The sequence below is a fragment of the Amycolatopsis lexingtonensis genome (assembly GCF_014873755.1).
Lineage (GTDB): Bacteria > Actinomycetota > Actinomycetes > Mycobacteriales > Pseudonocardiaceae > Amycolatopsis > Amycolatopsis lexingtonensis.
Genome location: NZ_JADBEG010000001.1, coordinates 9211484 through 9231727, shown reverse-complemented (window position 1 = coordinate 9231727; position 20244 = coordinate 9211484). Strand labels below are relative to the sequence as shown.

21 protein-coding genes are annotated in these 20244 nt (G+C 72.3%); 6 read left to right on the top strand and 15 right to left on the bottom strand.

The window, feature by feature from the left end:
- The first annotated feature begins 20 nt into the window (after positions 1–20).
- Positions 21–554 (top strand): GtrA family protein, encoded by a 534-nt coding sequence (locus H4696_RS43170; RefSeq protein ID WP_086863673.1) that lies wholly within the window; start codon positions 21–23, stop codon positions 552–554.
- On the opposite strand, the gene H4696_RS43165 is transcribed toward H4696_RS43170, so the two are convergent.
- The 3 genes from H4696_RS43165 to H4696_RS43155 all read right to left on the bottom strand — a co-directional run bounded on the left by H4696_RS43165 (position 444) and on the right by H4696_RS43155 (position 2779).
- A complete protein-coding gene (locus tag H4696_RS43165) occupies positions 444–1148 on the bottom strand; it encodes a GNAT family N-acetyltransferase (RefSeq protein WP_086863674.1) in 705 nt (234 codons plus the stop codon). The genes H4696_RS43170 and H4696_RS43165 overlap by 111 nt on opposite strands.
- A 16-nt stretch (positions 1149–1164) precedes the next feature.
- Positions 1165–1389, bottom strand: a complete 225-nt coding sequence (locus H4696_RS43160; protein WP_143265313.1) for a hypothetical protein — start codon at positions 1387–1389, stop codon at positions 1165–1167.
- Positions 1390–1582: 193 nt separating this feature from the next.
- On the bottom strand, positions 1583–2779 hold the full coding sequence (locus H4696_RS43155; RefSeq protein ID WP_086863675.1) for a PucR-like N-terminal domain-containing protein: 1197 nt from the start codon (positions 2777–2779) through the stop codon (positions 1583–1585).
- A gap of 191 nt (positions 2780–2970) precedes the next feature.
- Here H4696_RS43155 and H4696_RS43150 point away from each other — a divergent pair, with 191 nt between their 5' ends.
- From H4696_RS43150 to H4696_RS43135, 4 genes are all read left to right on the top strand, one after another.
- Positions 2971–4173 (top strand): PucR family transcriptional regulator, encoded by a 1203-nt coding sequence (locus H4696_RS43150; RefSeq protein ID WP_086863676.1) that lies wholly within the window; start codon positions 2971–2973, stop codon positions 4171–4173.
- A gap of 501 nt (positions 4174–4674) precedes the next feature.
- Complete coding sequence (locus tag H4696_RS43145; protein ID WP_086865546.1) at positions 4675–5607, top strand: alpha/beta fold hydrolase; 933 nt, start codon at positions 4675–4677, stop codon at positions 5605–5607.
- Between the two features lie 216 nt (positions 5608–5823).
- A complete protein-coding gene (locus H4696_RS43140; protein ID WP_192782844.1) occupies positions 5824–7179 on the top strand; it encodes a PucR-like N-terminal domain-containing protein in 1356 nt (451 codons plus the stop codon).
- An 18-nt stretch (positions 7180–7197) separates the two neighbouring features.
- The gene (locus tag H4696_RS43135; protein ID WP_086863071.1) at positions 7198–8394 is read left to right on the top strand and encodes a PucR-like N-terminal domain-containing protein; all 1197 of its coding nucleotides are present in this window, start codon (positions 7198–7200) and stop codon (positions 8392–8394) included.
- Between the two features lies 1 nt (position 8395).
- Here H4696_RS43135 and H4696_RS43130 read toward each other — a convergent pair whose 3' ends face one another.
- Positions 8396–9079, bottom strand: coding sequence for a methyltransferase domain-containing protein (locus tag H4696_RS43130; protein ID WP_086863072.1), 684 nt, complete (start codon positions 9077–9079; stop codon positions 8396–8398).
- 28 nt (positions 9080–9107) lie between these two features.
- Here H4696_RS43130 and H4696_RS43125 point away from each other — a divergent pair, with 28 nt between their 5' ends.
- Positions 9108–9491 (top strand): MerR family transcriptional regulator, encoded by a 384-nt coding sequence (locus H4696_RS43125; protein WP_086863073.1) that lies wholly within the window; start codon positions 9108–9110, stop codon positions 9489–9491.
- A 3-nt stretch (positions 9492–9494) separates the two neighbouring features.
- On the opposite strand, the gene H4696_RS43120 is transcribed toward H4696_RS43125, so the two are convergent.
- From H4696_RS43120 to H4696_RS43070, 11 genes are read right to left on the bottom strand one after another with little or no spacing between them, the layout of a single operon-like run.
- Positions 9495–10685 (bottom strand): KR domain-containing protein, encoded by a 1191-nt coding sequence (locus H4696_RS43120; RefSeq protein WP_086863074.1) that lies wholly within the window; start codon positions 10683–10685, stop codon positions 9495–9497.
- Positions 10682–12058, bottom strand: coding sequence for an AMP-binding protein (locus H4696_RS43115; RefSeq protein ID WP_158104378.1), 1377 nt, complete (start codon positions 12056–12058; stop codon positions 10682–10684). The genes H4696_RS43120 and H4696_RS43115 overlap by 4 nt, the downstream gene beginning before the upstream one ends.
- 17 nt (positions 12059–12075) lie before the next feature.
- Complete coding sequence (locus H4696_RS43110) at positions 12076–12669, bottom strand: hypothetical protein (protein WP_086863076.1); 594 nt, start codon at positions 12667–12669, stop codon at positions 12076–12078.
- Positions 12666–13172 (bottom strand): hypothetical protein, encoded by a 507-nt coding sequence (locus H4696_RS43105; RefSeq protein ID WP_249027131.1) that lies wholly within the window; start codon positions 13170–13172, stop codon positions 12666–12668. The genes H4696_RS43110 and H4696_RS43105 overlap by 4 nt, the downstream gene beginning before the upstream one ends.
- Positions 13169–14275: an MlaD family protein gene (locus tag H4696_RS43100; protein WP_086863077.1), complete on the bottom strand. Its 1107-nt coding sequence runs from the start codon at positions 14273–14275 to the stop codon at positions 13169–13171. The genes H4696_RS43105 and H4696_RS43100 overlap by 4 nt, the downstream gene beginning before the upstream one ends.
- Positions 14275–15246 carry an MCE family protein gene (locus H4696_RS43095; protein ID WP_086863078.1) on the bottom strand — a complete coding sequence of 324 codons (972 nt, stop codon included), beginning with the start codon at positions 15244–15246 and terminating at the stop codon, positions 14275–14277. Before H4696_RS43095 ends, H4696_RS43100 begins: the two co-directional genes overlap by 1 nt.
- Positions 15243–16241, bottom strand: coding sequence for an MCE family protein (locus H4696_RS43090; RefSeq protein ID WP_086863079.1), 999 nt, complete (start codon positions 16239–16241; stop codon positions 15243–15245). Before H4696_RS43090 ends, H4696_RS43095 begins: the two co-directional genes overlap by 4 nt.
- Complete coding sequence (locus H4696_RS43085) at positions 16241–17251, bottom strand: MCE family protein (RefSeq protein ID WP_249027132.1); 1011 nt, start codon at positions 17249–17251, stop codon at positions 16241–16243. The genes H4696_RS43090 and H4696_RS43085 overlap by 1 nt, the downstream gene beginning before the upstream one ends.
- Positions 17248–18264, bottom strand: coding sequence for an MCE family protein (locus H4696_RS43080; protein WP_086863080.1), 1017 nt, complete (start codon positions 18262–18264; stop codon positions 17248–17250). The genes H4696_RS43085 and H4696_RS43080 overlap by 4 nt, the downstream gene beginning before the upstream one ends.
- Positions 18261–19466: an MCE family protein gene (locus tag H4696_RS43075; protein WP_086863081.1), complete on the bottom strand. Its 1206-nt coding sequence runs from the start codon at positions 19464–19466 to the stop codon at positions 18261–18263. Before H4696_RS43075 ends, H4696_RS43080 begins: the two co-directional genes overlap by 4 nt.
- Positions 19463–20224 carry an MlaE family ABC transporter permease gene (locus H4696_RS43070; protein WP_225958070.1) on the bottom strand — a complete coding sequence of 254 codons (762 nt, stop codon included), beginning with the start codon at positions 20222–20224 and terminating at the stop codon, positions 19463–19465. Before H4696_RS43070 ends, H4696_RS43075 begins: the two co-directional genes overlap by 4 nt.
- Positions 20225–20244: the final 20 nt, after the last annotated feature.

The following is a 20244-nucleotide window of genomic DNA, read 5'->3' as shown; positions in this document are numbered from 1 at the left end:
CGGCGTCACCTGGAGGAACCATGCCCGAGCCGCGAGAGCTGCTCCGCTTCGCCGTCGTCGGCTCGGCCGCGTACGGGGTCACCCTACTGGGCGACTACAGCCTGAAGCTCACCGTGTTCCGGGAGAAGCCGGTGACGGCGCTCGCGCTCGCCACGATCGCCTCGACGGCGTTCGCGTACCTGCTGTCCCGGCGCTGGTCGTTCGCGGGCCGGGGCGGGCACCGGCGGCTGCGCGAGGCGACGCTGTTCTTCGCGGTCAACGCGGGTGCGGTGGCCGTGAACCTGGTGCCGCCGCTGGTGTCGCGGTACGTGCTGCTCCTGGCGGTCCCGCACGTGGGGTTCGTGGCGCAGGAGATCGCGGACTTCGTCGCGGGGATGGTGCTGGGCACGGTGGCCGGGACGGCGTTCCGCTGGTACGGCTACCGGCGGTGGGTGTTCCCGCGGTCAGCGCCACCAGTTGGCGTCCCCCAGTGTGGTGAACCCGAGCTTGTCGTAGAGCGGCTTCCCGGCCCGGGCGGCGGTCAGCGTGACGGGGCGGTCCTCGAAGTGCCGTAGGACGGCGTGCATGAGCGCCCGCCCGACGCCCTTCGAGCGGTGTTCCGGCAGCGTGGTGACCCAGTAGACGCCGCCGACGCCGCCGTGGTCCATGGTGACGCAGGCGCCTTCGCCGCCCTTGAGGAAGACGGCCTGGTCCAGCAGCGCGGCCGGGAAGACGTGCCCGGGCTCGAGGGGCTGGTACTCCTCCAGCGGGAAGCCGCGGACGACGAGGTCTTCGGCCACGGCCAGCTCGGCGGCGGTCCGGACGCGGGTGACGGTCCCGTCGTCCGGCACGGGCGCGGGTTCGCGCACCATGACCGGCAGCTGCCCCGCGGTCATGCCGAGGTCGTCGAGGTCGAGCACGCGAAAGGGATCCTCGACGACGACGGTCCGGCCGTCGGCCCGCTTGACCCGGGCGAGCTCGGTGAGCTCCTGGACCGTGCTCTCGTCGGGTTCACCGGTGCGCAGCATGATCCGGAAGCGGCGGCCGTCGACCGCGGTGAAGCCGGGCCGGTCGAGGACGCGGTCGCCGCGGGCGTGCGCCAGGGTGGTCCACATCGCGACGGCGTTTTCGCAGGCTTGCCGCAGCCGCTCGGTGAGCAATCCGGTCATGCCGGCCAGCTTAGGGTCAGTCGTGGCTCGGCAGTGCCGATCCGAGCGGCATGGACCAGTCCACTCGGGCCGGTCCGGCGGCCCGCAACGTCATGAACGAGTCGTTCACCTCGCCGGACGCCAGGGCTCCGGCAAAGTCGCGTCGGTGCAGCCCGCAGCGTTGCACCAGCGTCTTGAATGACTCATTCAGGACCTCCGAAGACCTGAATGAGTCATTCAAGACGTCGGGCGAGCGGGTCACCGACGGCAGAGTGGCCCGGCCGCGTGACTTTGCCGGGACCCCGGCCGTGATGTCGTGAATGACTCGTTCAGGTCGTCTGGTGAGGTGAACGACCCGTTCATGACATCCCCGCGCCGCCAGTCAGACCGCACGGCCACGACTTTGCCGAGACCCTGTCACCGGACGCGGTGAAAGGGTCGTTCATGACCTCCGGTCAGTCGTGGTTCGGCAGTGCCCGTTCGGCCAGCAGCGCCAGCTCCAGCCGCAGGCGCTCGCCCGGGTCGTCCAGGCGGGCCCCGAACAGCTCCGACAGCTTCTTCAGCCGGGCCCGGATCGTCTGCGGGTGCAGGTCGAGCAGCCGGCCCAGCTCGGGCGCGCTCCCCCGGGTCTGGACCAGCGCCAGCAAGGTCTCCGCGAGCTGCTCCCGGCGCCGCCCGGACAGGCCCGACAGCGGCTCCAGCGTCGTCTCCGCGAGCTGCGTCACCAGGAACTCGTCGGCCAGCAGGAGCAGCGTCGTCACGTGGTCGCGGCACCAGATCACCGGGCCCGGGGCGTCCAGCAGCCCGCGTGCCGCCAGGTCGGCCGCGCGGCGGGCCACCCGGAACGACTCGGGCGCCGACGCCAACGGCACGAGCGGGCCGACCGCCGCCGTCCAGCCGGCCGGGAGGGCGGACAGGCCCGCCAGGTCCGTGTCCGGGGCCGGGGTCAGTGCGGCCGGCGGGTCGCCCGATGGGTCGGCCGGGACGTGCTCGGGCAGCAGGCCCGGCGGGAACTCCGGGGCGCCCGGCAGCGCGCGGAACGCCACCGCGGCCACCCGCGAAGGCACCGGGAGCCCGGAGGCGGCGAGCAGACCGTCCACTTCGGCCGGTGTGCGGCCACCGAGGAGGGTGCGCAGCAGGCGGCGGTGGCGTTCGCCGGTGCCGGACACCGCCGCTTCGGCCGCGCTGTAGCCCTCCGCGACCGCCGTCATCGACGTCTCGACGTCGGCGAACATGCCCTCGGCCGCGCCGTAGAGGACGTCGCCGGACAGGCCGGCTTCCCGTGCGACGTCGGCGATCCACCGCCAGGTCACCCGGCTCGACACGCGCACGGCCGCCTGCACGGACTCGCGGCTGAGGCCATTGTGGAACGCCGCGCGCCCGTGGCCGCGGAACTCGGCGAGCCGGTCGGCCTGCCACATCGCGGGCGTGCCGACGCGGTCGATGTCGCGCTCGATCCCGCGCCGCGTCTGCTCGATCGCGGCGACGCGCCCCGGGCCGGGGCCGAAAATCCCGGAATATTCCGGAACCTCGGTGGCGACGGCGTCGACGCAGGCACGGGCGATCTCCGGGATCCGCGGGCGCACGGCGTCGCCGAGTTCGTGCGGCAGCCGGGCCCACACCGAGCCGTCCGAGGCAGCGGGAACGCGCATGGGGAATTCAGTCCTCCACTGGGAATTGGCGCCTCAGAAAATAACCCCCGCCACCTGACACGGAGCGTAGAACGCGCACCCGTCCGTGTCAAAAGGACGTGTCTGCGTCACCCTTTCAGGGAACCCGTCGTTGATTAATCCGTCACGCACCGGTCGGATACGCTCAGCTCACACCGGACTCGAAGGGGGATTTGGTGGTCGAGTACCGCAGCTTCCGCCTGCTGGCCTCGCTGCCTCGCGCGCTCGGCAAGGGCCTGCGCCCGCACGTCAAGCACGCCGCGGCCTCGATGATCCAGGAGGTCCAGCGCACGGTCCCGGCCTACGGCCAGCCGCTCAAGGGCGTTTTCGGGAAAGTGCTGGTCAAGAGCGTCGAGTTCGCGGTGCAGCACTGCGTCGACTCGATGGGCGAGCCGGACCTGTCCCACGAGCACTGGGTCGAGTTCTACCGCGGCCGCGGCCGGATCGAGTTCACCGAAGGCCGCAACCTCGACGCCCTGCAGGACAGCGCCACGATCGGGGCGAGGGTAGCCTGGCGGGCGATGCACCCCGGCGTCGTCGCGGCGGGCGTCGACCCGGCGGTCATCTCGGTCGCGGCGGAGGCGATCTTCGCCTACGTCGACGAGCTGTGCGCCACCGCGATCGAGGGCTACCAGGAGGCGCAGGCCAAGGCCGAGGGCGCCGTCCCGGTCCGGCGGCGGCGCCTGCTGGAACTAATCGTCCAAGGCCCGGAAGGCGCCGCGAGCAGCATCGCGGAGCTGGCCGGCGGCGCGGGCTGGCCGCTGCCGGAGACCGCGGCGATGGTCGCCCTCGAGCGCGGCCCCGACGCGGCCGACTTCCCCGCCGACCTGCTCGGCGACGGCGTCCTCGCCGACCTCGACGGTCCCGAGCCGCACCTGCTGACCCGCGATCCGGACACCGAACTGAGGCCGCTGGAGGCCAAGCTCGACGGCTGGCGCGCGGCGGTCTCGCCGACGGTCCCGCTGGCCGACGCCCCGGCCGCCCTGCGCACCGCCCGCCGCGCGCTGTCGCTGTCCGGCCCGGACATCCCCGGCCCGATCATCTGGTGCCGCGACCACCTGGCCACGCTCTGGCTGCTCGCCGAGGACTTCCTGGCCGCCGAGCTGGCCCGCCAGAGCCTCGACCCGTTCGCCTCGCTCAGCGAAAAGCAGCGCGAGCGGCTCGGGGAGACGCTCCTGGCCTGGCTGGAGACGCGCGGGGGCGCGCCCGAGATCGCCCAGCGGCTGGGCGTGCACCCCCAGACGGTCCGCAACCGCTTGCGCCAGCTGGAGGAACTGTTCGGCGACCGGTTGAAGGACGCGGACGACCGGCTGGGGATGCAACTGGCCCTGCGGGCGCAACGGCTGATGCGGGCCCACCGACCTCCCGAGGGCTGACGCCGGCCTCGCCCCTCAAAGCGCCCCAATGTGGCGTTGGTTGCGTCCAGCGCACCCAATGTGGCGTTCGGTGCGTCTGACGCACCGAACGCCACATTGGGGCGCTTGGCGACCAGGCTCAGCGTGGTGGCCGCGCGGGTGTCCCCCGGGGATGGGCGGGCCCGCCGAGCACGCGGTCGAGCGCGCGCACCGGCATCGGCAGCACCCGCCGCCAGGGCCGGCGGGCGGGGCCGCGCCGGGGCAGCCCGGGTGCGAAATGAATACTCGCGCGGCAGGACATCAGCGCGTCCGGTGCGTCATTGCGACCATGCCACCGAGAATTACCCGGATACCGGCGGAATGTCGATACACTTTACCCGTGCCCCGGTAAAACCCGCACACGCGCGCGGCTTTCCGCAAAGCTTCTTGTCATGCTCGGCGCGGATTCCCGCGCGGTGGTGTTCACCACACCGGCGGAAGTAGTCGGATGCCCTATTTTCGGGTTCGCGAGAAAGGCCGCCGATGACACTCGAGACGTACGACCTCACCTTGCACGGCCGGCGCGTCCGGCTGCACGAGCACCTGCCCGGCGCGGACGCCGGTGACGAAGCGATCGTGCTGCTGCACGGGATCGCGGGCAGCGCCGAGACCTGGACACCGGTACTCCAGCGCTGCGCCGCGCTCGGCCGCCGCCTCCTCGCCCCGGACCTGCCGGGGCACGGGGAATCCGACGCGCCGCGCACGGATTACGGCCTCGGCGCGATGGCGAGCATCGTGCGGGACGTGCTCGCGGTGTCCGGCGTGCGGCACGCGACCGTCGTCGGGCACTCGCTCGGCGGCGGCATCGCGATGCAGTTCGCCTACCAGTTCCCGGAAATGTGCGACCGGCTCGTCCTGGTCGGCAGCGCCGGTCTCGGCCCGGAGGTCAGTCCCGTGCTGCGGGCGACCGCACTGCCCGGCGCGCGGATCGCCGTGGCGCTCGCGGTGAACCGGTGGACGCTCGCGATCGCACGGGCCGCCGCCCGCATCGGACGGCGGCTCGGCGGATCGTTGAAACCTGAAACACGGGAACTGGCCAGGCATTTCGGCTCGCTGGCCGACCCCGGGCGGCGGCGCGCGTTCCTCGCCATCGCACGCGGCCTGATCGACCTGCGCGGTCAGCGCGCGAGCGCCGTGGAGAAGCTCTACCTGGCCGAATCCGTGCCGGTGCTGCTGGTCTGGGGCGCGCGCGACCCGCTGATCCCGGCGGTGCACGGACACCGGACCGCCGCGTTGCTTCCGGACAGCCGCTTGACGGTGCTGGAAAACGTGAAACACTTTCCACACGTGGCCGATCCGGACAGGTTCTGCCTGCTGCTCAACGAGTTCGTCTCGGAGACCACGCCCGCGCGGCTGACGCTCGACGACGTCGTCGCCCGGCTCCTCGCCCGGAACCCGGTGCGCGAAGCCTCCTGAAAAGTTGTCACCCGCGCACCATCGGCTCGCGGCGGAAGTGTCACCTCCCCTCGCGCCGTTCCACCCGTTCGGGTGTAGTCCGGACGGGTTACCCCGAAGTCAGCGGAGAACCCGTTGACAGTGCCGTTCGCGCGAAATTATGTTGCCTGAGCCACAAAAATCGGATCGGCTTCGACGACGAAGAGGCCGATTTTGTTGCCAGCAAGGATAAAACACATGACCGACGTGGACACCGGGTTCGCCGGCCCCGCCCTGCGGGCGAACCGGCCCCATCCCGGCGAGCGCTCTTCCGGACCGGCTTACCGGCAGCAGTCCGTGTCGGCCGACCGGCCCCGGCCCGCCTACCCACCCGTCCCCCGGACCCCGGCGGAACCCCAGCACGGGCGCGTTTCCGGCGCCATCGGGCTGTGGGCTTCGCTGCCCCGCGAGCTGGCCGTGCGGTTCAAGCCGCGGGTCGACCCGCTCGCCCGCGCCATCCTCCAGGAGGTCCAGCGGGCGGTGCCCGAGTACCGCCAGCCGCTCGAAGGCGCGTTCGGGCACATCATCACCCAGGGTGTGCGGCAATCGATCATCCAGTGCCTCGACAGTGTCGGCACCCCCGGCGCCGTCCCGCTCGAGACGTGGACGACCGTGTTCCGCAACCTCGGCAAAATCGAGTTCAACGAGGGCCGCAGCCTCGACTGCCTGCAGACCGCGTACCGGGTCGGCGGGCGGGTCGCGTGGCGGCACATCTCGGAGTTCGGGCAGGCCGCCGGCGTCTCCGCCGACACGCTGTGCACGAGCGCCGAGGCCATTTTCGCCTACGTCGACGAAATCTCCGCGCTGTCGATCGAGGGCTACACGGCCGCGCAGACGCGGGCGGCCGGCACCCGGGCCCGCCGCCGGAGACGGTTGCTCGACCTGATGCTCGCCGATCCGCCGTCCGCACCGCAGACCATCACCGCGCAGGCCGCCACGGCGCAGTGGCCGCTGCCGGCCGAGGTCACGGTCGTCGCCCTCGAACCCCGGGCCGACCAGCACAGCCTCGCCGTGCCGGACCTGCACTCCGACGTCCTCGTCGACCTCGAGGGCAGCGAGCCGTGCCTGGTCACCGGCGACCCGGCCAAGCACCTGACCAACCTGGCCGAGCGGCTGCGCGGCTGGCGCGCGGTGGTCGGCCCGACCGTGCGGCTCACCGACGCGCCGCGGTCGCTGCTCTGGGCGCGCCGGACGTTGAAGCTCGTCCAGCGCGGCGTGCTGCCGGACGCGCCGGTGACGCGCTGCACCGACCACCTGTCCACGCTGTGGCTGCTCGCCGACGAGTTCCTGGTCCGCGAGCTGTGTTCGCGCAGCCTGGAGCCGTTCAAGGACCTCACCCCGAAGCAGCGGGCGCGCCTCGGCGAGACGCTGCTGATCTGGCTGCAGTCCCGCGGCAGCGCGCCCGAGATCGCGAAGAAGCTCAAGGTGCACCCGCAGACCGTGCGGTACCGCATGCACCAGCTGATCGACCTGTTCGGCGACCGGCTGAACAACGCCGACGACCGGCTCGACATGGAGATCGCCCTGCGCGCGGAGGCACTCCTCGGTTCCTGACCACGATGAGGTGGGCGGATGACGGGACCACCCGTCGAAACGACGTATGGGCCGATGCTCGGCGGCGACGGCCGGCCGGGACAGCTGTGGGCCCTGCTCCCCCGTGAGCTGGCCGCGGTGTTCCGGCCGCGGCTGCTGGACGTCGCCGACGAGGTGCTGCGCGAGATCCAGCGGACCATCCCGGATTACGCGCGGCCGCTCGACGGCGCGTTCGGCAAGGCGCTGCGGGCCGGCGTGCAGGCGGCGATCCTGCAGTTCATCGACCGGATCGCCGCGTCCGGCCCGGCACCGGACGACCGGCGGAAGCTGTTCGTCGGGCTCGGCGTGCACGAGCTCGCGCAGGGCCGCAACCTCGACGTCCTGCAGGCGGCCTACCGGGTCGGCGCGCGGGTGACGTGGCGGCGGATGGCGGAGGTCGGGACGCGGGCCGGGGTGCCGTCGGCGACCCTGTGCCTGCTGGCCGAGGCGATCTTCGCCTACATCGACGAGCTGTCCGCGTTGTCGATCGAAGGCCACGCGGCGGCGCAGGCCCGTGCGGCGGGCGCGCTGGAACGGCGGCGCCGCCGGCTGCTGGACCTGCTGCTGGCGGACCCGCCGTCGCCGTCGCGGACGGTGCAGGAAGCCGCGGCGGCGGCGGACTGGCCGCTGCCGCACCGGCTCGTCGCGGTGGCGCTCGACGGGGCAGGCGACGTCCGCGGCCTGGACGCGCTGGAGGACTTCGAAGACGGGACGCCGCGGCTGCTGCTGGCCGCGCCCGAGGACCGCGGCCCGCTGACGGCCGCGCTGGCCGGGCACCGCGCCGCGGTCGGGCCGCCGGTACCGCCGCGTCAGGCGGGCCGGTCGCTGGCGACGGCGCAGGAAGCCCTGCGCTTGGTGGCCGCGGACGTCCTCCCGGACGAGCCGCTGACCTGGTGCGAAGACCACCTCGCGACGTTGTGGCTGCGCAAGGAGCCGTTCCTCGCGACGGAGGTGTGCCGCCGGCGGCTGGCCCCGCTGACGGCGCTGACCCCGAAGCAGTACAACCGCCTCGCGGGCACGCTGCTGGCGTGGCTGGAGACGTGCGGCAACGTCCGGGAGGTCGCCGACCGCCTGGCCATCCACCCGCAAACGGTGCGCGCTCGGGCCCAGGAGCTGGAAACCCTGTTCGCGGACCACCTCCGCAACCCGGACGACCGCTTCGAGATGATCCTCGCCCTGCGCGCGACCTTGACGTAGCTCAGCGGACGCCGGCCGCCACCACGAACGGCATCGCCACGAACAGCCGGTCCTCGCGCGCCCTCGCGGCCTGCTCCTCGAGCCACGCGCCTTCGCCGCCGAGGTCGGCGAGCATCGGCAGGCAGGCGCCGTCGGTCCAGACCGCGGTGCGCACCTCGACCGTGACGTCGGTGAACCCGTTGTCCAGCAGGAGGTTCCGGTAGCGGCGCGCGACCCGCGGGCTCGGCACGCGGTCCGCGCGGGCGTGGACGAGCGCGCGGGTGCGCACCGGGTCGTCGGAGTCGATCAGGATGGTGTCCCAGTCCTGCCCGGTGAGCACCGCGCGGCCGCCCGGCGCCAGCACCCGGCGGGCCTCAACGACCGCCTGCCCGGGATCGGCGAGGGTGTGCAGCACCTTGTCGGCCCGGTAGCCGGTGACCGAGCCGTCGGCGAGCGGCAGCGAAGTCGCGTCGGCGACGTGGAATTCCCCCGCGGGCCAGCGCCCGGCGGCGGCCTCGACCATGGCCGGGTTCAGGTCGACGCCGATGGCGCGCACCCCGCGCGCGGCCAGCTCGCCGACCGCGCGGCCGCCGCCGCAGCCGACGTCGACCACCGTCGTCCCCAAGCCGCGGTAGGTGAGTTCTCGCAGGTCGACGGCCTGGGGCCGGTCGTCGAAGGCATCCAGGAGGGCAAGCAACGTGGACATGGCGGCCATCCTGCGACTTAATGTCGGCATGAAGTCAATAGGCGAGGTGGCGGCCCGGTTCGGGGTCCCGGCCCACGTGCTGCGCCACTGGGAGGCCGAGGGTCTGCTGGCCCCCGCCCGCACCGGCAACCGCCGCCGCTACACCGACGCCGACCAGCACCGGGTGGCGGCGATCCTGGTCTCGAAGGAGGCGGGCTTGGGCCTCGCGGACATCCGCGCGGTGCTGACGGCCGAGTCCGCGTCGGCGCGCGAGGAGCTGCTCGCGGCACACCGGCGGCGGCTGGAGGCCCGGCTCGCCCGGACCCAGGCGGCGCTCGACCTGATGGCGGGCGGGCCCTGTCCGCACGACGACCTCATGACGTGTCCGCACTTCCGCGGGTTGCTGGCCGAGCGGCTGCCGTCGGACGCCTGAGTCCTACGGCTCCTCGCCGAACTGCACGAACTCGTCCAGCACAGCCGAAAAGTACGGCCGCCAGACCGCAGGCGACAGCTGCCCGGTACCGACCCGGGTGATCGCCGCGGGGAGTCCTCGGGAGCGGCGCCAGGCCGCGAACGCGTCCAGCCACGCGTCCGCCGTCGCGCCGCCCACCCGGCCCGGCGACCCGAACAGCGCCGTGGCCGGTGAACACAGCAGCCACCAGACGGGCGGGGTTTCCGCCGTCGCCTCGTGCAACCGCCGCGCGCCCAGCACCCTCGCACGCCACGCGGTGTCGGCGTCCTCGGCGAACACCCCGGCCGCGTGCACGATCCCCCGCAACGGCAGACCGCTCGCCGTCGCCTCCGCGACCAGCCGGTCCGCGACACCCGACTCGGCGAGGTCCCCCGCGACGACCACGGCGTCCACGCCGGGGAGATCGGCCACGCCGCCTCGCCGTCCGGAAAGGACGATCCGGGTGGCCCCGTGGTCCGCCAGCCACCGGGCGGTGGCCAGCCCGAGCGGGCCGAACGCGCCGGTGACCACGTACGCACCCGGCCCGGCCGGTACTTCCGGCGCGACCGGGACGCGGGTCAGCCGCGCCGCGTACCGGACGTCGTGACGCCAGCGCACTTCGTCGTCGGGCGCGTCCGCGCGCAGCTCGCGGGCGAGTGCGTCCACATCGGACCGGGCATCGAAGTCGGCGATGCTCGCCCGCAGGTCCGGGCGTTCGCAGGCGAGCACCCGGATCAGCCCGCGCAGGAACACCAGCCCCGGCTCGTCGTGGGCCTGCGTCACCAGGTGGAAGCGGACGCCGCGGTCGAGCCGCGCGACCACCGACGAGATCGTGCGCAGGAGCTCGCGCGCGTCTTCGGGGTCGTGGTAGGCGTGCGGTGCGCCGGTGAGGAACACGACGCCGCGCACCGCCCGCCCGGCCAGGAACCCGGGCAGCTCGCCGAGGTCGTCCTGCGGCAGCGAAAGGGCTTCGTCGCCGGTTTCGGCCAGGGTCAAAGCGAGCGAGACGGCCCGGGCGAGCGCCGCCGGGTGCTCGTCGGTGAGCAGCAGCCACGACCCGGGCGCAACCGGCGGCGCCGGCGGCAAGGGCGCTTCGGGCCAGGTCACCTCGAACGACCGGGTGGCGAACGGGACGCCCGGCGACACCGCGCGCGCGTCCTCGACCGGCCCGGTCACCGCAGGCCGTCCGGGGTCGGCAGGCCGGCCAGGTAGCGCTCCCGGCACTCGGCCCGGGTCGGCGGCAGCTCACCCGCGCCCAGCACGACGACCCGGCGCGGCGTGAGCCCGTGCCGCGCCGACAGCGCACCGCGCACGGCCCGCTCGACCGCACCGCGCGGCGGGACGATCCCCGCGGCCAGCTCGACGACGAGGACGACTTGCGCCCCGGGCACAGCGAACGCGGCCGCGTCCCGGACCGCCGGATGGGCCTCCCCAGCGGTCGCTTCGAGGTCCCGCGGGTGGTGCCCGGCAGCGAAGTCGTCGTCGAGCACAGCCAGTTCGCCCGACTCGTCGAGCACACCGAGGTGCCCGGTCCGCAACCACCACCGCGGCTCGTCGTCCCCGGTGAGGAAGGCGCAGAAGACGCGGGCGGACTCCTCCGGCCGGTTCCGGTAGCCCCGCGCGACGTTCGGCCCGCTCACCCAGATCTCACCGGCCTCGCCCGCGGCCAGCCGCCGTCCATCGGGGCTGACGATCGCGACGCGTTGACCCGCCGGGTGTCCACAAGCGACCAGCGCGGTCGCCTCGGGCACGCTGTAGCACTCCCGCAGCTGCCCGGCCCCGGCGAACGCCTCGCGCACCCGCTCAAGGTCCGGATCGGCGAGGCTCACGAGTGTGGTCACGGACCCAAGCGACGCAATCGACTCCAGCCGCTCGACGAGCACGACGGACCGGCCCGTCGTGAGCGGCACCGCCACCCCGAGCAGCAGCCCCAAGGGATCGCTGAGCGGCAACCGGCTCACCAGCGCCCCGGGTCCCAGCACCGCCGCCGCCTGCCGGGCGTTGGCGACGACGTTCGCGTGCGTGACCATCACCCCGCCCGGATACTGCAAGTACGCCACGTCCTCGGCGGCCACCGGATCTTCAACAAAACCCGGTGCCTCGGGAACGGCGTCCACGGCCAGCACCCGGTGCCCGCAAGTGTCCAAAGTAGACAAGAACTGCCGAGTGGCAGCGACGGTGGCCGAAGTCGCCAGCACGATCACCGGTTCCGCGTCCCCGAGGACACGGGCGCGGTCCGGCCCGACCGGGATCGCCACCAGCCCGGCCCGGAGCACGCCGAGGAACGCGACGACGCACTCCACCGGATCCGCGACGACGATCGCCGCCCGCTGCCCCGGTTCGGTGACCTGCCGCAAGGCCGCGGCGACGGCGGTCACCCGGTCGTCCAGCCCGGCCCACGTCACCGTCCTCCCTCCGGCACCGCCGAACCGGGTAAGCGCTCTCTCGCCACCCGCGGCCGCGGCGCGCGCGGTCAGGAGCGTCGAGAGCGTCGTGGCCCCGGCCGCGGCGGTCAGCCCGCCGGCGGCCCGTTCAGAACTCGTGAGCATCGGTCCCTCGTGCATTCTCAGGCGGCGGACATCCCGGTGACACGCCACTTCCCGCCGACGCGCTCGGCCGTGACGCTCAGCTGCGCGGCCCCGGTGCTGCGCTGCCCGTCGCCCCGCGTCCCGGTCTGGTCGAGGAACACCAGCAGCGCCGCGCGGTCGCCGTCCAGGAGCTTCACGCCGGACGCGACGGCGGTCGAGGTGACCACCAGCTTCTGGTCCGCGGCGAGCTTGCGCACCTGGCCGAAGAGCTGGTCGTACTGGGCCAGCGCGGGACCGGTGAGGACGTCCTTCGCCGCCTGCTCGCTCTTGGCCGGGTCGTCGAAGCGGTAGGAGAAGACCGTGCCGAGCGCGGCGCTGATCTGCTTCGCCGCGTCCGCGGTGCCCGAGACGTCGGCGAGCGCGCTGTTGTGCGCGACGACGGCGTTCGTCTGCCGCGCCTCGATGGTGCACCACCCGGCAATCCCGGCCATGACCACGGCGACCACCGCGAACACCAGCCACGAACGGCGGTGCGGGGCGGCGGGCGGATCCGGTTCGGCGGCCGGTTCCGGGTCCGGGTCGTGGTGGCGCCCGGCCACCTTCACGGCTCGCTTCTTCGTCGGAACGGTCACGGTGCCTCCCCTGCCGGGACCTGGCCGAGCCCGGTGACGCGCCAGCCGTCCGGGCCGCGGGTCAGGTCGGCCTGGAACCGGTTGCGCTTGGTCACGGCGTCGCCGCCGTCGGGCGCGACGACCAGCTCGACCGACGCGATCAGCTTCGCCGTCCCCGCGCCGGTGTCCACTTCGGTCACCGCGGCGTCGGTGACCTTGCCGGTGGTGACCGTCTTCGCCTGCGCGATCCGGTCGAGGCTCCCCTGCCGGTCGGCGGCCAGCTCGTCGTGCAGCGCGCCGCCGGAGAGGTCCAGCCAGTGCTGGTACCCCGGGGCCGCCTGCCGGTAGTCCAAAGTGGTCAGTCCAGCGACGGCCGTCCGGCCTGCCTGTAGCGCGTCTTCCCGGACGACCGCGCGGTCGACGCCGTCGTCGTGCGCCGCCTGCCACCAGGTGAACCCGGACCACCCGGCCGCCGCGGTCGCCAGGACCGCGGTCGCCGGGGCCAGCCACGTCAGGATCTTCACGGCCGTCCTCCCGGTGCGTTCTGCGAGCCCCGCACGTTCGTCGGGTCGCCCTTCGGCAGCGCGCAGCGCGCGGCCGTGTTCAGCGGGCGGGTCGAGGTGTCCAGGCCGTCGCGGTACGGCGTCGAGTACCCGGTCGTGCACGGCGGCGGGTCGAAGAAGGTCAGCGACAGCCCGAAGTGGGCGCCGTCCGGGCGCACGACCGCGCTGCCCGCGGCGACCGCCTGCGGTGCGGTGATCAGCAGCTGCCGCAGCCCGTCCCGCCGGCTCTCCAGGACGTCCGCGGTGGTCAGCAAGTTCGCCAGCAGCACACCCAGCTGCGGGCCCGAGTCGCGGATCAGCGCGCCGACCTCGTTCGCCGCGGCCGGCACCGCCGGGATGAGCGTGCGCAGGTCGCCGTCGGACTGCTTCAGCGTGGCGGCCAGGAGCTTCGCGTTGGCCCCGAACTCGCGGATCGCGCCGGCCTGCTGCACCTGCGTGTCGAGCACGACGTGCGCGTCGGTGACGAACCGGGTCAGCGGCGCCACGTGCGCGCTCGCCGCCTGCACGAACTCGATGCCGCGGCCGACCAGCTGGTCCAGCGCCGGGCCGGCGTCGGTGGTCGCGCGGTACAGCTCGTCGACGACCGTGCGCAACGCGGGCTTCGGCACCGAGTTGGCGAAGGTGTCCACTGTCGACAAGACGACGTCGACGGGTAGCGGGATCTTCGTGTCCGCCTGGGTGATCACCGAACCGTCCCGCAGCTTCGGGCCGCCGTCGGCACGCGGGCGCAGGTCGACGTACTGCTCGCCGACGGCCGAGCGGTCCGCGACGACGGCCTCGGTGTCGGCCGGGACCGGCGCGGTGCCGGCGTCGATCTCGAGGTCGGCTTCCATCCCGGCCGGGGTCAGCCGCAGCTCGCCGACCCGGCCGATCGGCACCCCGCGGTAGGTGACCTCGGCGTTGGTGAAGATGCCGCCGCCGGTCGGGAACTGCGCCTTCACGGTGTAGCCGCGGTCGAAGAACACCTTGTCGAGGCCGGCGTAGGTGGCCCCGACGTAGGCCACGCCGAGGACGGCGATGACCACGAAGATCGTCACCTGGACGCGCACGAACCGGGTCAGCATCAGTGACCCACCTTGAGGAAGCCGTTGAGGTAGTCGCCGCGGATGGTGTCGAGCGCCGCGTCCGGGAACGGGAAGGTGAGGATCATCTCCATCGCCTTCGGCAGCTTGTCCCCGGAATCTGCCAGCCGCCGCAGCAGCGGTTCGAGCGCCTTGAGGTCGGCGACCAGGTCGTCCTTGCTCTTGTTCACCGTGTCGACGGCGACCGAGGTCAGGCCGTCGAGCGACTTGAGCATCCCGACCAGCGCTTCCCGCTGCTGGTTGAGCACGCCGATGCCGGGGGTGAGGCCGTTCAGTGTCGTGGTGATCTGGTCGGTGTGCGCGTTCAGCGTCTGCGCGAGCTTGTTGACGCTCTCGATCGCACGCGTGATCTCGGTGCGGTGCTCGTCGAGGCCGCGCACGAACTCGTCCAAACTGGACAGCAGGCTGCGGGCCGCGGTTTCACGGCCGCCGAGGGCTTCGTTGAGCTGGTGGCTGATGTTCTGGACCTGCGCCACCCCGCCGCCGTTGAGCAGCAGCGACAACGCCCCGAAGACCTCCTCGATCTCCGGCGTCAGCGTGGACTGGTCCAGCGGGATGGTCGCCCCGTCGAGGAGCCGGCCCGACGGCGTCGCGTCGGGCGGCGCGGCCAGCTCGACGAACTTCTCGCCGAGGATGCTGGCCTGCCGCAGCCGGGCGACGGCGTTGCCCGGGAGGTCGACGTCGCCGTTGAGGAGCAGGTCCACGATCGCGCTGTGCCCGTCCGGCGCCAGCTCCACCTTGACGACCTGCCCGACCGGGACGTCGTTGACCTTGACGCCGGACTGCGGCACCAGGTCGAGCACGTTGGTGAAGCTCGCGGTGACGTGGATCGGGTGGTCGCCGAGCGCGGCACCGCCGGGCAGCGGGATGTCGTAGACGCTGACCCCGCGCCCGCAGCCGGTGGTGACCAGCGCGAGCGTCACCACCGCGGCGAGTTTGACCAGGGACTTCATTTCCCCTCCGGGAACTCGAGGAGGTTGCCGCGGCCGTCGATGGTCCCGTTCGCCTGGTCGTAGGCGCCCAGAAGGTTCGTCAGCGCGTTCGGCGCCGCTTGCAGCGCTTCGGCGAGGGAATCCTTCTGGTTGACCAGGATCTTCGTGACGTCCGCGAGCTTGTCCACATCGGACTGCACCTTGCCGCGGTTGTCCTTGATGAACCCCTGCACCACGCTCAGCGCCTGGGTCAGCTCGGTCAGCGCGCCGGAGAACTGGTCGCGCTGCTCGGCCAGCACCTTGCTCAGCGACGCGATCTGCGAGATCGCTTGCTTCACCTGGCCGTCGTTGGCGGCGAGCATCGCGGTGAACTTGCTGATGTTGTCGACCGAGCCGAACAGGTCGTCCTTCGAATCGCTGGCCGCACGGGCGAACTCGCCGAGGTTCTTGATCGCCGTGCCGATGGTCTGCCCGTTGCCGCTGAGGTACTCGGCCGACTTGGTCAGCACCTCGCTGACGGCGCCGTCCTTGTTGGCCCCCTGCGGTCCCAGCGCGGACATCAGCTGGTTGAGGCTGTGCAGCAGGTCGTCGACCTCGACCGGGGTCGCGGTGCGCTCACGCGGGATCGAAGCGCCGTCGGGCAGCCGCGGCCCGCCGCGGTAGACGGGCGTGATCTGCACGTACCGGTCGGCGACCAAGCTCGGCGTGATCACGACGGCACCGGCGTCCGCGGGCAGCTGCGCGTCCGGCTTGAGCGTCATCGTCACCTTGACGTCGGTGCCGTTCGGCTCCACTTTGGACACCGAGCCGATGGCGACGCCGAGCACGCGGACGTCGGAGTTGGGGTAGATGCCGACGGCGGCGGTGAAGTACGCGGTCAGCGTCCGTTCGGCGGGCGCGGTCGCGATCGGCCACGCCGCCGAGACGACGAGCGCGAGCACGACGCCGACGGTGAGGGCGCGCATTCTCGACCGCCGTCGCGCCCGTGCTCCCAGGTCGGTCAGCTGGTGCGCCATCAGCGTCCCCCGTTCTTCGGCGGCAGGCAGCTTCCCGGCGTGGTGCCGGTGGGGATCAGCCCGCAGATGTAGGTGTCGATCCACCGGCCGTTGCCGACGGCGTTGCCGAGCAGCCGGTAGAACGGCCCGGCCAGGCGCAGGCTGTCCTCGAGCTTCCCCTGGTTCCGCTGCAGCACGGTCGCGACGCGGTCGAGCTGGTCGAGCGCCGGGCCGAGCGTCTTCTGGTTGTCCGCGACCAGCCCGCGCAGCTGGATCGAGAGGTTCTTGATGCCGCTGAACAGCTGCGCGATCGCGTCCTTGCGCGCGTTCAGCTCGGTGAGCAGCGTGTTGCCGTCGCGGATCAGCGCCTGAATCTGACCGGTGCGCTCGCCGAGCGTCTTCGACACCTGGTTGGTGTTCTGGAACAGCTTCACGAGCTCTTCGTCGCGCGAGGCCAGCGTTTGCGACAGGGCGGCGATGCCGTCGAACGCCGTCCGCACGTCCTGCGGTGCCGACGCGCCGAGCGTGTCGGACAGCACGCGGAACGCCTGCGCGAGCTGGTCGGTGTCGATCGCGCCGACTGTGCCCGCCAGGTCGTTGAAGACCGTGGTGACGTCGTAGGGCGAGCTCGTGCGTTCGGGCGGGATGGCCTGGTCCGGGTCCAGCTCGCCGTTGCCGACCGGGTCGAGCACGAGGTTCTTCTGCCCGAGCAGCGTCTTGATCTTGATCGCCGCGGTCGTCCGGTTCCCGACCCAGGTGTCCTTGACGCGGAACAGCACTTCGACGTGGTCGCCGGCCAGCCGCACGTCGGTGACCTCGCCGACCTTCACCCCGGCCACCCGGACCTCGTCGTTCGGCTTCAGCCCGGCGGCTTCGTGGAATTCCGCCTTGTACGTCGTGCCGCCGCCGACCAGCGGCAGGTCGTCGGAGAAGAACGTGGCGCCGCCGATCAGCGCCATCACCAGCGCGGTGACCGCGCCGACGGCGATCGGGTTCCGGCTGCGGAACGGTTTGATGCGGGGCGGTTTCACCGGCACCTCCCGGCCGTCACGGGGATGCCGGGCGGCGGGCCGCCGGGCGCCGGTTTCGCGTCGGTCTCCACCGCGCAGAGGTAGAAGTTCGCCCAGGAGCCGTAGGAGAACAGCGTGCCGATCCGGTCGAGCTTCTTCGGCAGGTTGTCGACGAACTGCTGGAACACCGGGGTGTTGTCGGCCAGGTTCTTCGACAGGTCCCCGAGCGCGGTGATGCTGTCCTTGAGCGGCTGGCGCCCCTGCTCCAGCAGCCCGGCGGTGGCGGTGGTCAGCTCGCCGAGCCCGCCGATCGCCTGCCCGATCGGCTTCGCGTCCGCGGCCAGGCCGGTGACCAGCTGCGCGGTGGTGTCGACGAGCGCGTCGAACTGGTCGCCCTGGGCGTTCACCGTGTCGAGGACGGTGTTGAGGTTGCCGATCACCTGCCCGATGACGGCGTCCTTGCCGGCCAATGTGGACGTCAGCGACGCCGTGTGCCGCAGCAGGCTTTCGATCGTGCTGCCCTCGCCCTGCAGCACCTGGATGATTTCGAACGACAGCTGGTTGACGTCGTTGGGCGAGAGGGCCTGGAAGAGCGGCTTGAAGCCGTTGAACAACGCGGTGAGGTCGAGCGCCGGGGTGGTCCGGTCCAGCGGGATCTGCGCGCCTTCGGCCAGGGTCGGCGAGGTGTCGGTGGCGCCGGGGTCGACCGAGAGGTACCGCTGCCCGACCAGATTGCGGTAGCGGATCGTCACCGCGGCCGACGCGGTGAGCCGGTGCGTGCGGTCGACCGAGAAGTCGACGTCGGCCAGGCGGTGCTCGACGACCCGCACCGAGTCGACCTGGCCGATCCGGACGCCGGCCATGCGGACCTCGTCGCCGGGGTTGACCGAGGTGGCGTCGGTGAAGCGGGCCGTGTAGCCGATGGTGGCGCCGACGCTGGAGTTGGCGATGGTGATCGCGAGGATCGCGGTGGCGACCGCGGTGACCAGGAAGAAGATCAGGCCCTTGACGGCGGGCCCTGCGACGCTCCTCATCGGACGGTCACCTCCGTGCCGCGCAACGCGGGTCCGATCAGGACACTGCTCCAGTCCGGCACGTCACCCAGCGTGGGCTTCAACAGCTCGGCGACCAACTGCCGCTCGCCGGGTGAGTTGGCCGGACCGAGGTCGCCGTCGGTCGCGAACGCGGCACCCGAGGCCGCCGCGCCGCCGCCGTAGCACTTGGGGCCGCCGGTGGCGTCGAAGCGCGGGGTGTCCCGGCCGGGCACGTACTTGTCGCGGGGGTCCTGCACGGTGAGTGTCACGTGCAGGCCCGGCTCGTTCGTGCCCTTGCCCAGCGCCTTCTCCATCAGCGGCTTGAGCCGGTTCACCGCGTCGAACAGGCACGGGAACTCGGGTGAGTATTGGGAAAGCAGCTCCAGCGACGGGCGGCTGGCGACGGAGACGCCGATGATGTTGTCCTTGTTCTTCCGCAGGAAGTCGTTCAGGTGCCCGGTGGCGCTCGTGACGCTCGTGTAGAGGTTGTCCAGGTCGGCGCGGGTGTCCACGATGGTCTTCGCGGTGGTCGACAAGTCGGTCAGCGCCTGGAGGATGTCCGGCGCCGCGGTGGTGTAGACGTCGGCCGCGTTCGCCAACCCGGTGATGTCCGCCTTGAACTGCGGCATCAGCGGGTTCACCTGGGCCAGCAGGTCCTGCAGCTTGACGATGCTGTCGCCGATCGGCTGCCCCCGGTTGTCGAGGGCCTGCGAGATTGCGCCCAGCGAGCTGTTCAGCTTCTGCGGCTGGACCGCGCGCAGCAGCGGCAGCAGGTCACCGAGGACGCGTTCCAGCTCGATCGCGCTCGACGAGCGGTCCTGCGCGATGACGTCCCCCGCGCGCAGCGTCCCTTGTGGATGGTCCGGGAGCACGAGGTTGACGTACCGCTCGCCGAAGACGGTCTTGGGCAGCAGCCGCGCGGAGACGTTTCCCGGCAGCTGTCCGATCTTCGCCGGGTCGAGCGCCAGGTCGATCTCGGCGCCGGTGCGCGTGCTGCGGACCGCCCGGACCTCGCCGAACGGCACGCCCTTGACCTTCACCTCCGCGGTCGGTGCGAGCTGGTTGCCAACGCGGTCCGCGCGCAGCGTCACCAGTTCCGAGTCGTCGAAGTCCTTGTCGTAGATGGCGACCGCGAGGTAGCCGAGCAGCACGAGCACGCCGAGGAAGGCGACCCCGGCGAGCTGCGTGGCGAAGCGGCTCATCCGGACACCTTCACCGTCGTCGTCGCACCCCAGATGGCCAGGGACAGGAACAGGTCGAGCACGCTGATCAGCACGATCGACGTCCGCACGGCCCGGCCGACCGCGACGCCGACCCCGGCGGGGCCACCCGAGGCGCGGTAGCCGTAGAAGCAGTGCGTCAGGATCACGCCGACGCTGAAGACGAGCACCTTGCCGAACGACCACAGCACGTCGCCGGGCGGCAGGAACAGCGTGAAGTAGTGGTCGTAGGTGCCGCCGGACTGGCCGAAGAAGACGACCGTCGTCAGCCGCGAGCCGAGGTAGGAGATCAGCAGCCCGATGACGTACAGCGGGATGATCGCGATGAAGCCGGCGACGATCCGGGTGGTGACCAGGTACGGCATGCTCCGCACGGCCATCACCTCCAGCGCGTCGATCTCCTCGGAGATCCGCATGGCGCCCAGCTGCGCGGTGAAGCCACTGCCCACTGTGGACGAAAGCGCCAGCCCGGCGACCAGCGGCGCGATCTCGCGGGTGTTGAAGTAAGCGGTCAGGAAGCCCGTCATCGCCGAGATGTTGATCTGGTTCAGCGCGCTGAACCCCTGCAGGCCCACGGTGACGCCGGTGAACACGCACAGCCCGACCATCACGCCGATCGTGCCGCCGATCACCGCGAGCGCGCCGCTGCCGAAGGTCACCTCCGCCAGCAGCCGCACCACCTCGCGGAAGTAGCGGGTCACCGCGAGCGGGACGGCGGCGATCGCCCGGACGTAGAACATCAGCTGGTCGCCGAGTTCGA

Coding starts and splice junctions, on each gene's coding strand:
- H4696_RS43075 (WP_086863081.1), bottom strand. CDS start 19,466: ATGAGCCGCTTCGCCACGCAGCTCGCCGGGGTCGCCTTCCTCGGCGTG.
- H4696_RS43090 (WP_086863079.1), bottom strand. CDS start 16,241: ATGGCGCACCAGCTGACCGACCTGGGAGCACGGGCGCGACGGCGGTCG.
- H4696_RS43135 (WP_086863071.1), top strand. CDS start 7,198: ATGACGGGACCACCCGTCGAAACGACGTATGGGCCGATGCTCGGCGGC.
- H4696_RS43100 (WP_086863077.1), bottom strand. CDS start 14,275: ATGCTGACCCGGTTCGTGCGCGTCCAGGTGACGATCTTCGTGGTCATC.
- H4696_RS43070 (WP_225958070.1), bottom strand. CDS start 20,224: ATGTTCTACGTCCGGGCGATCGCCGCCGTCCCGCTCGCGGTGACCCGC.
- H4696_RS43130 (WP_086863072.1), bottom strand. CDS start 9,079: ATGTCCACGTTGCTTGCCCTCCTGGATGCCTTCGACGACCGGCCCCAG.
- H4696_RS43080 (WP_086863080.1), bottom strand. CDS start 18,264: ATGAGGAGCGTCGCAGGGCCCGCCGTCAAGGGCCTGATCTTCTTCCTG.
- H4696_RS43125 (WP_086863073.1), top strand. CDS start 9,108: ATGAAGTCAATAGGCGAGGTGGCGGCCCGGTTCGGGGTCCCGGCCCAC.
- H4696_RS43115 (WP_158104378.1), bottom strand. CDS start 12,058: ATGCTCACGAGTTCTGAACGGGCCGCCGGCGGGCTGACCGCCGCGGCC.
- H4696_RS43145 (WP_086865546.1), top strand. CDS start 4,675: ATGACACTCGAGACGTACGACCTCACCTTGCACGGCCGGCGCGTCCGG.
- H4696_RS43165 (WP_086863674.1), bottom strand. CDS start 1,148: ATGACCGGATTGCTCACCGAGCGGCTGCGGCAAGCCTGCGAAAACGCC.
- H4696_RS43170 (WP_086863673.1), top strand. CDS start 21: ATGCCCGAGCCGCGAGAGCTGCTCCGCTTCGCCGTCGTCGGCTCGGCC.
- H4696_RS43155 (WP_086863675.1), bottom strand. CDS start 2,779: ATGCGCGTTCCCGCTGCCTCGGACGGCTCGGTGTGGGCCCGGCTGCCG.
- H4696_RS43095 (WP_086863078.1), bottom strand. CDS start 15,246: ATGAAGTCCCTGGTCAAACTCGCCGCGGTGGTGACGCTCGCGCTGGTC.
- H4696_RS43140 (WP_192782844.1), top strand. CDS start 5,824: ATGACCGACGTGGACACCGGGTTCGCCGGCCCCGCCCTGCGGGCGAAC.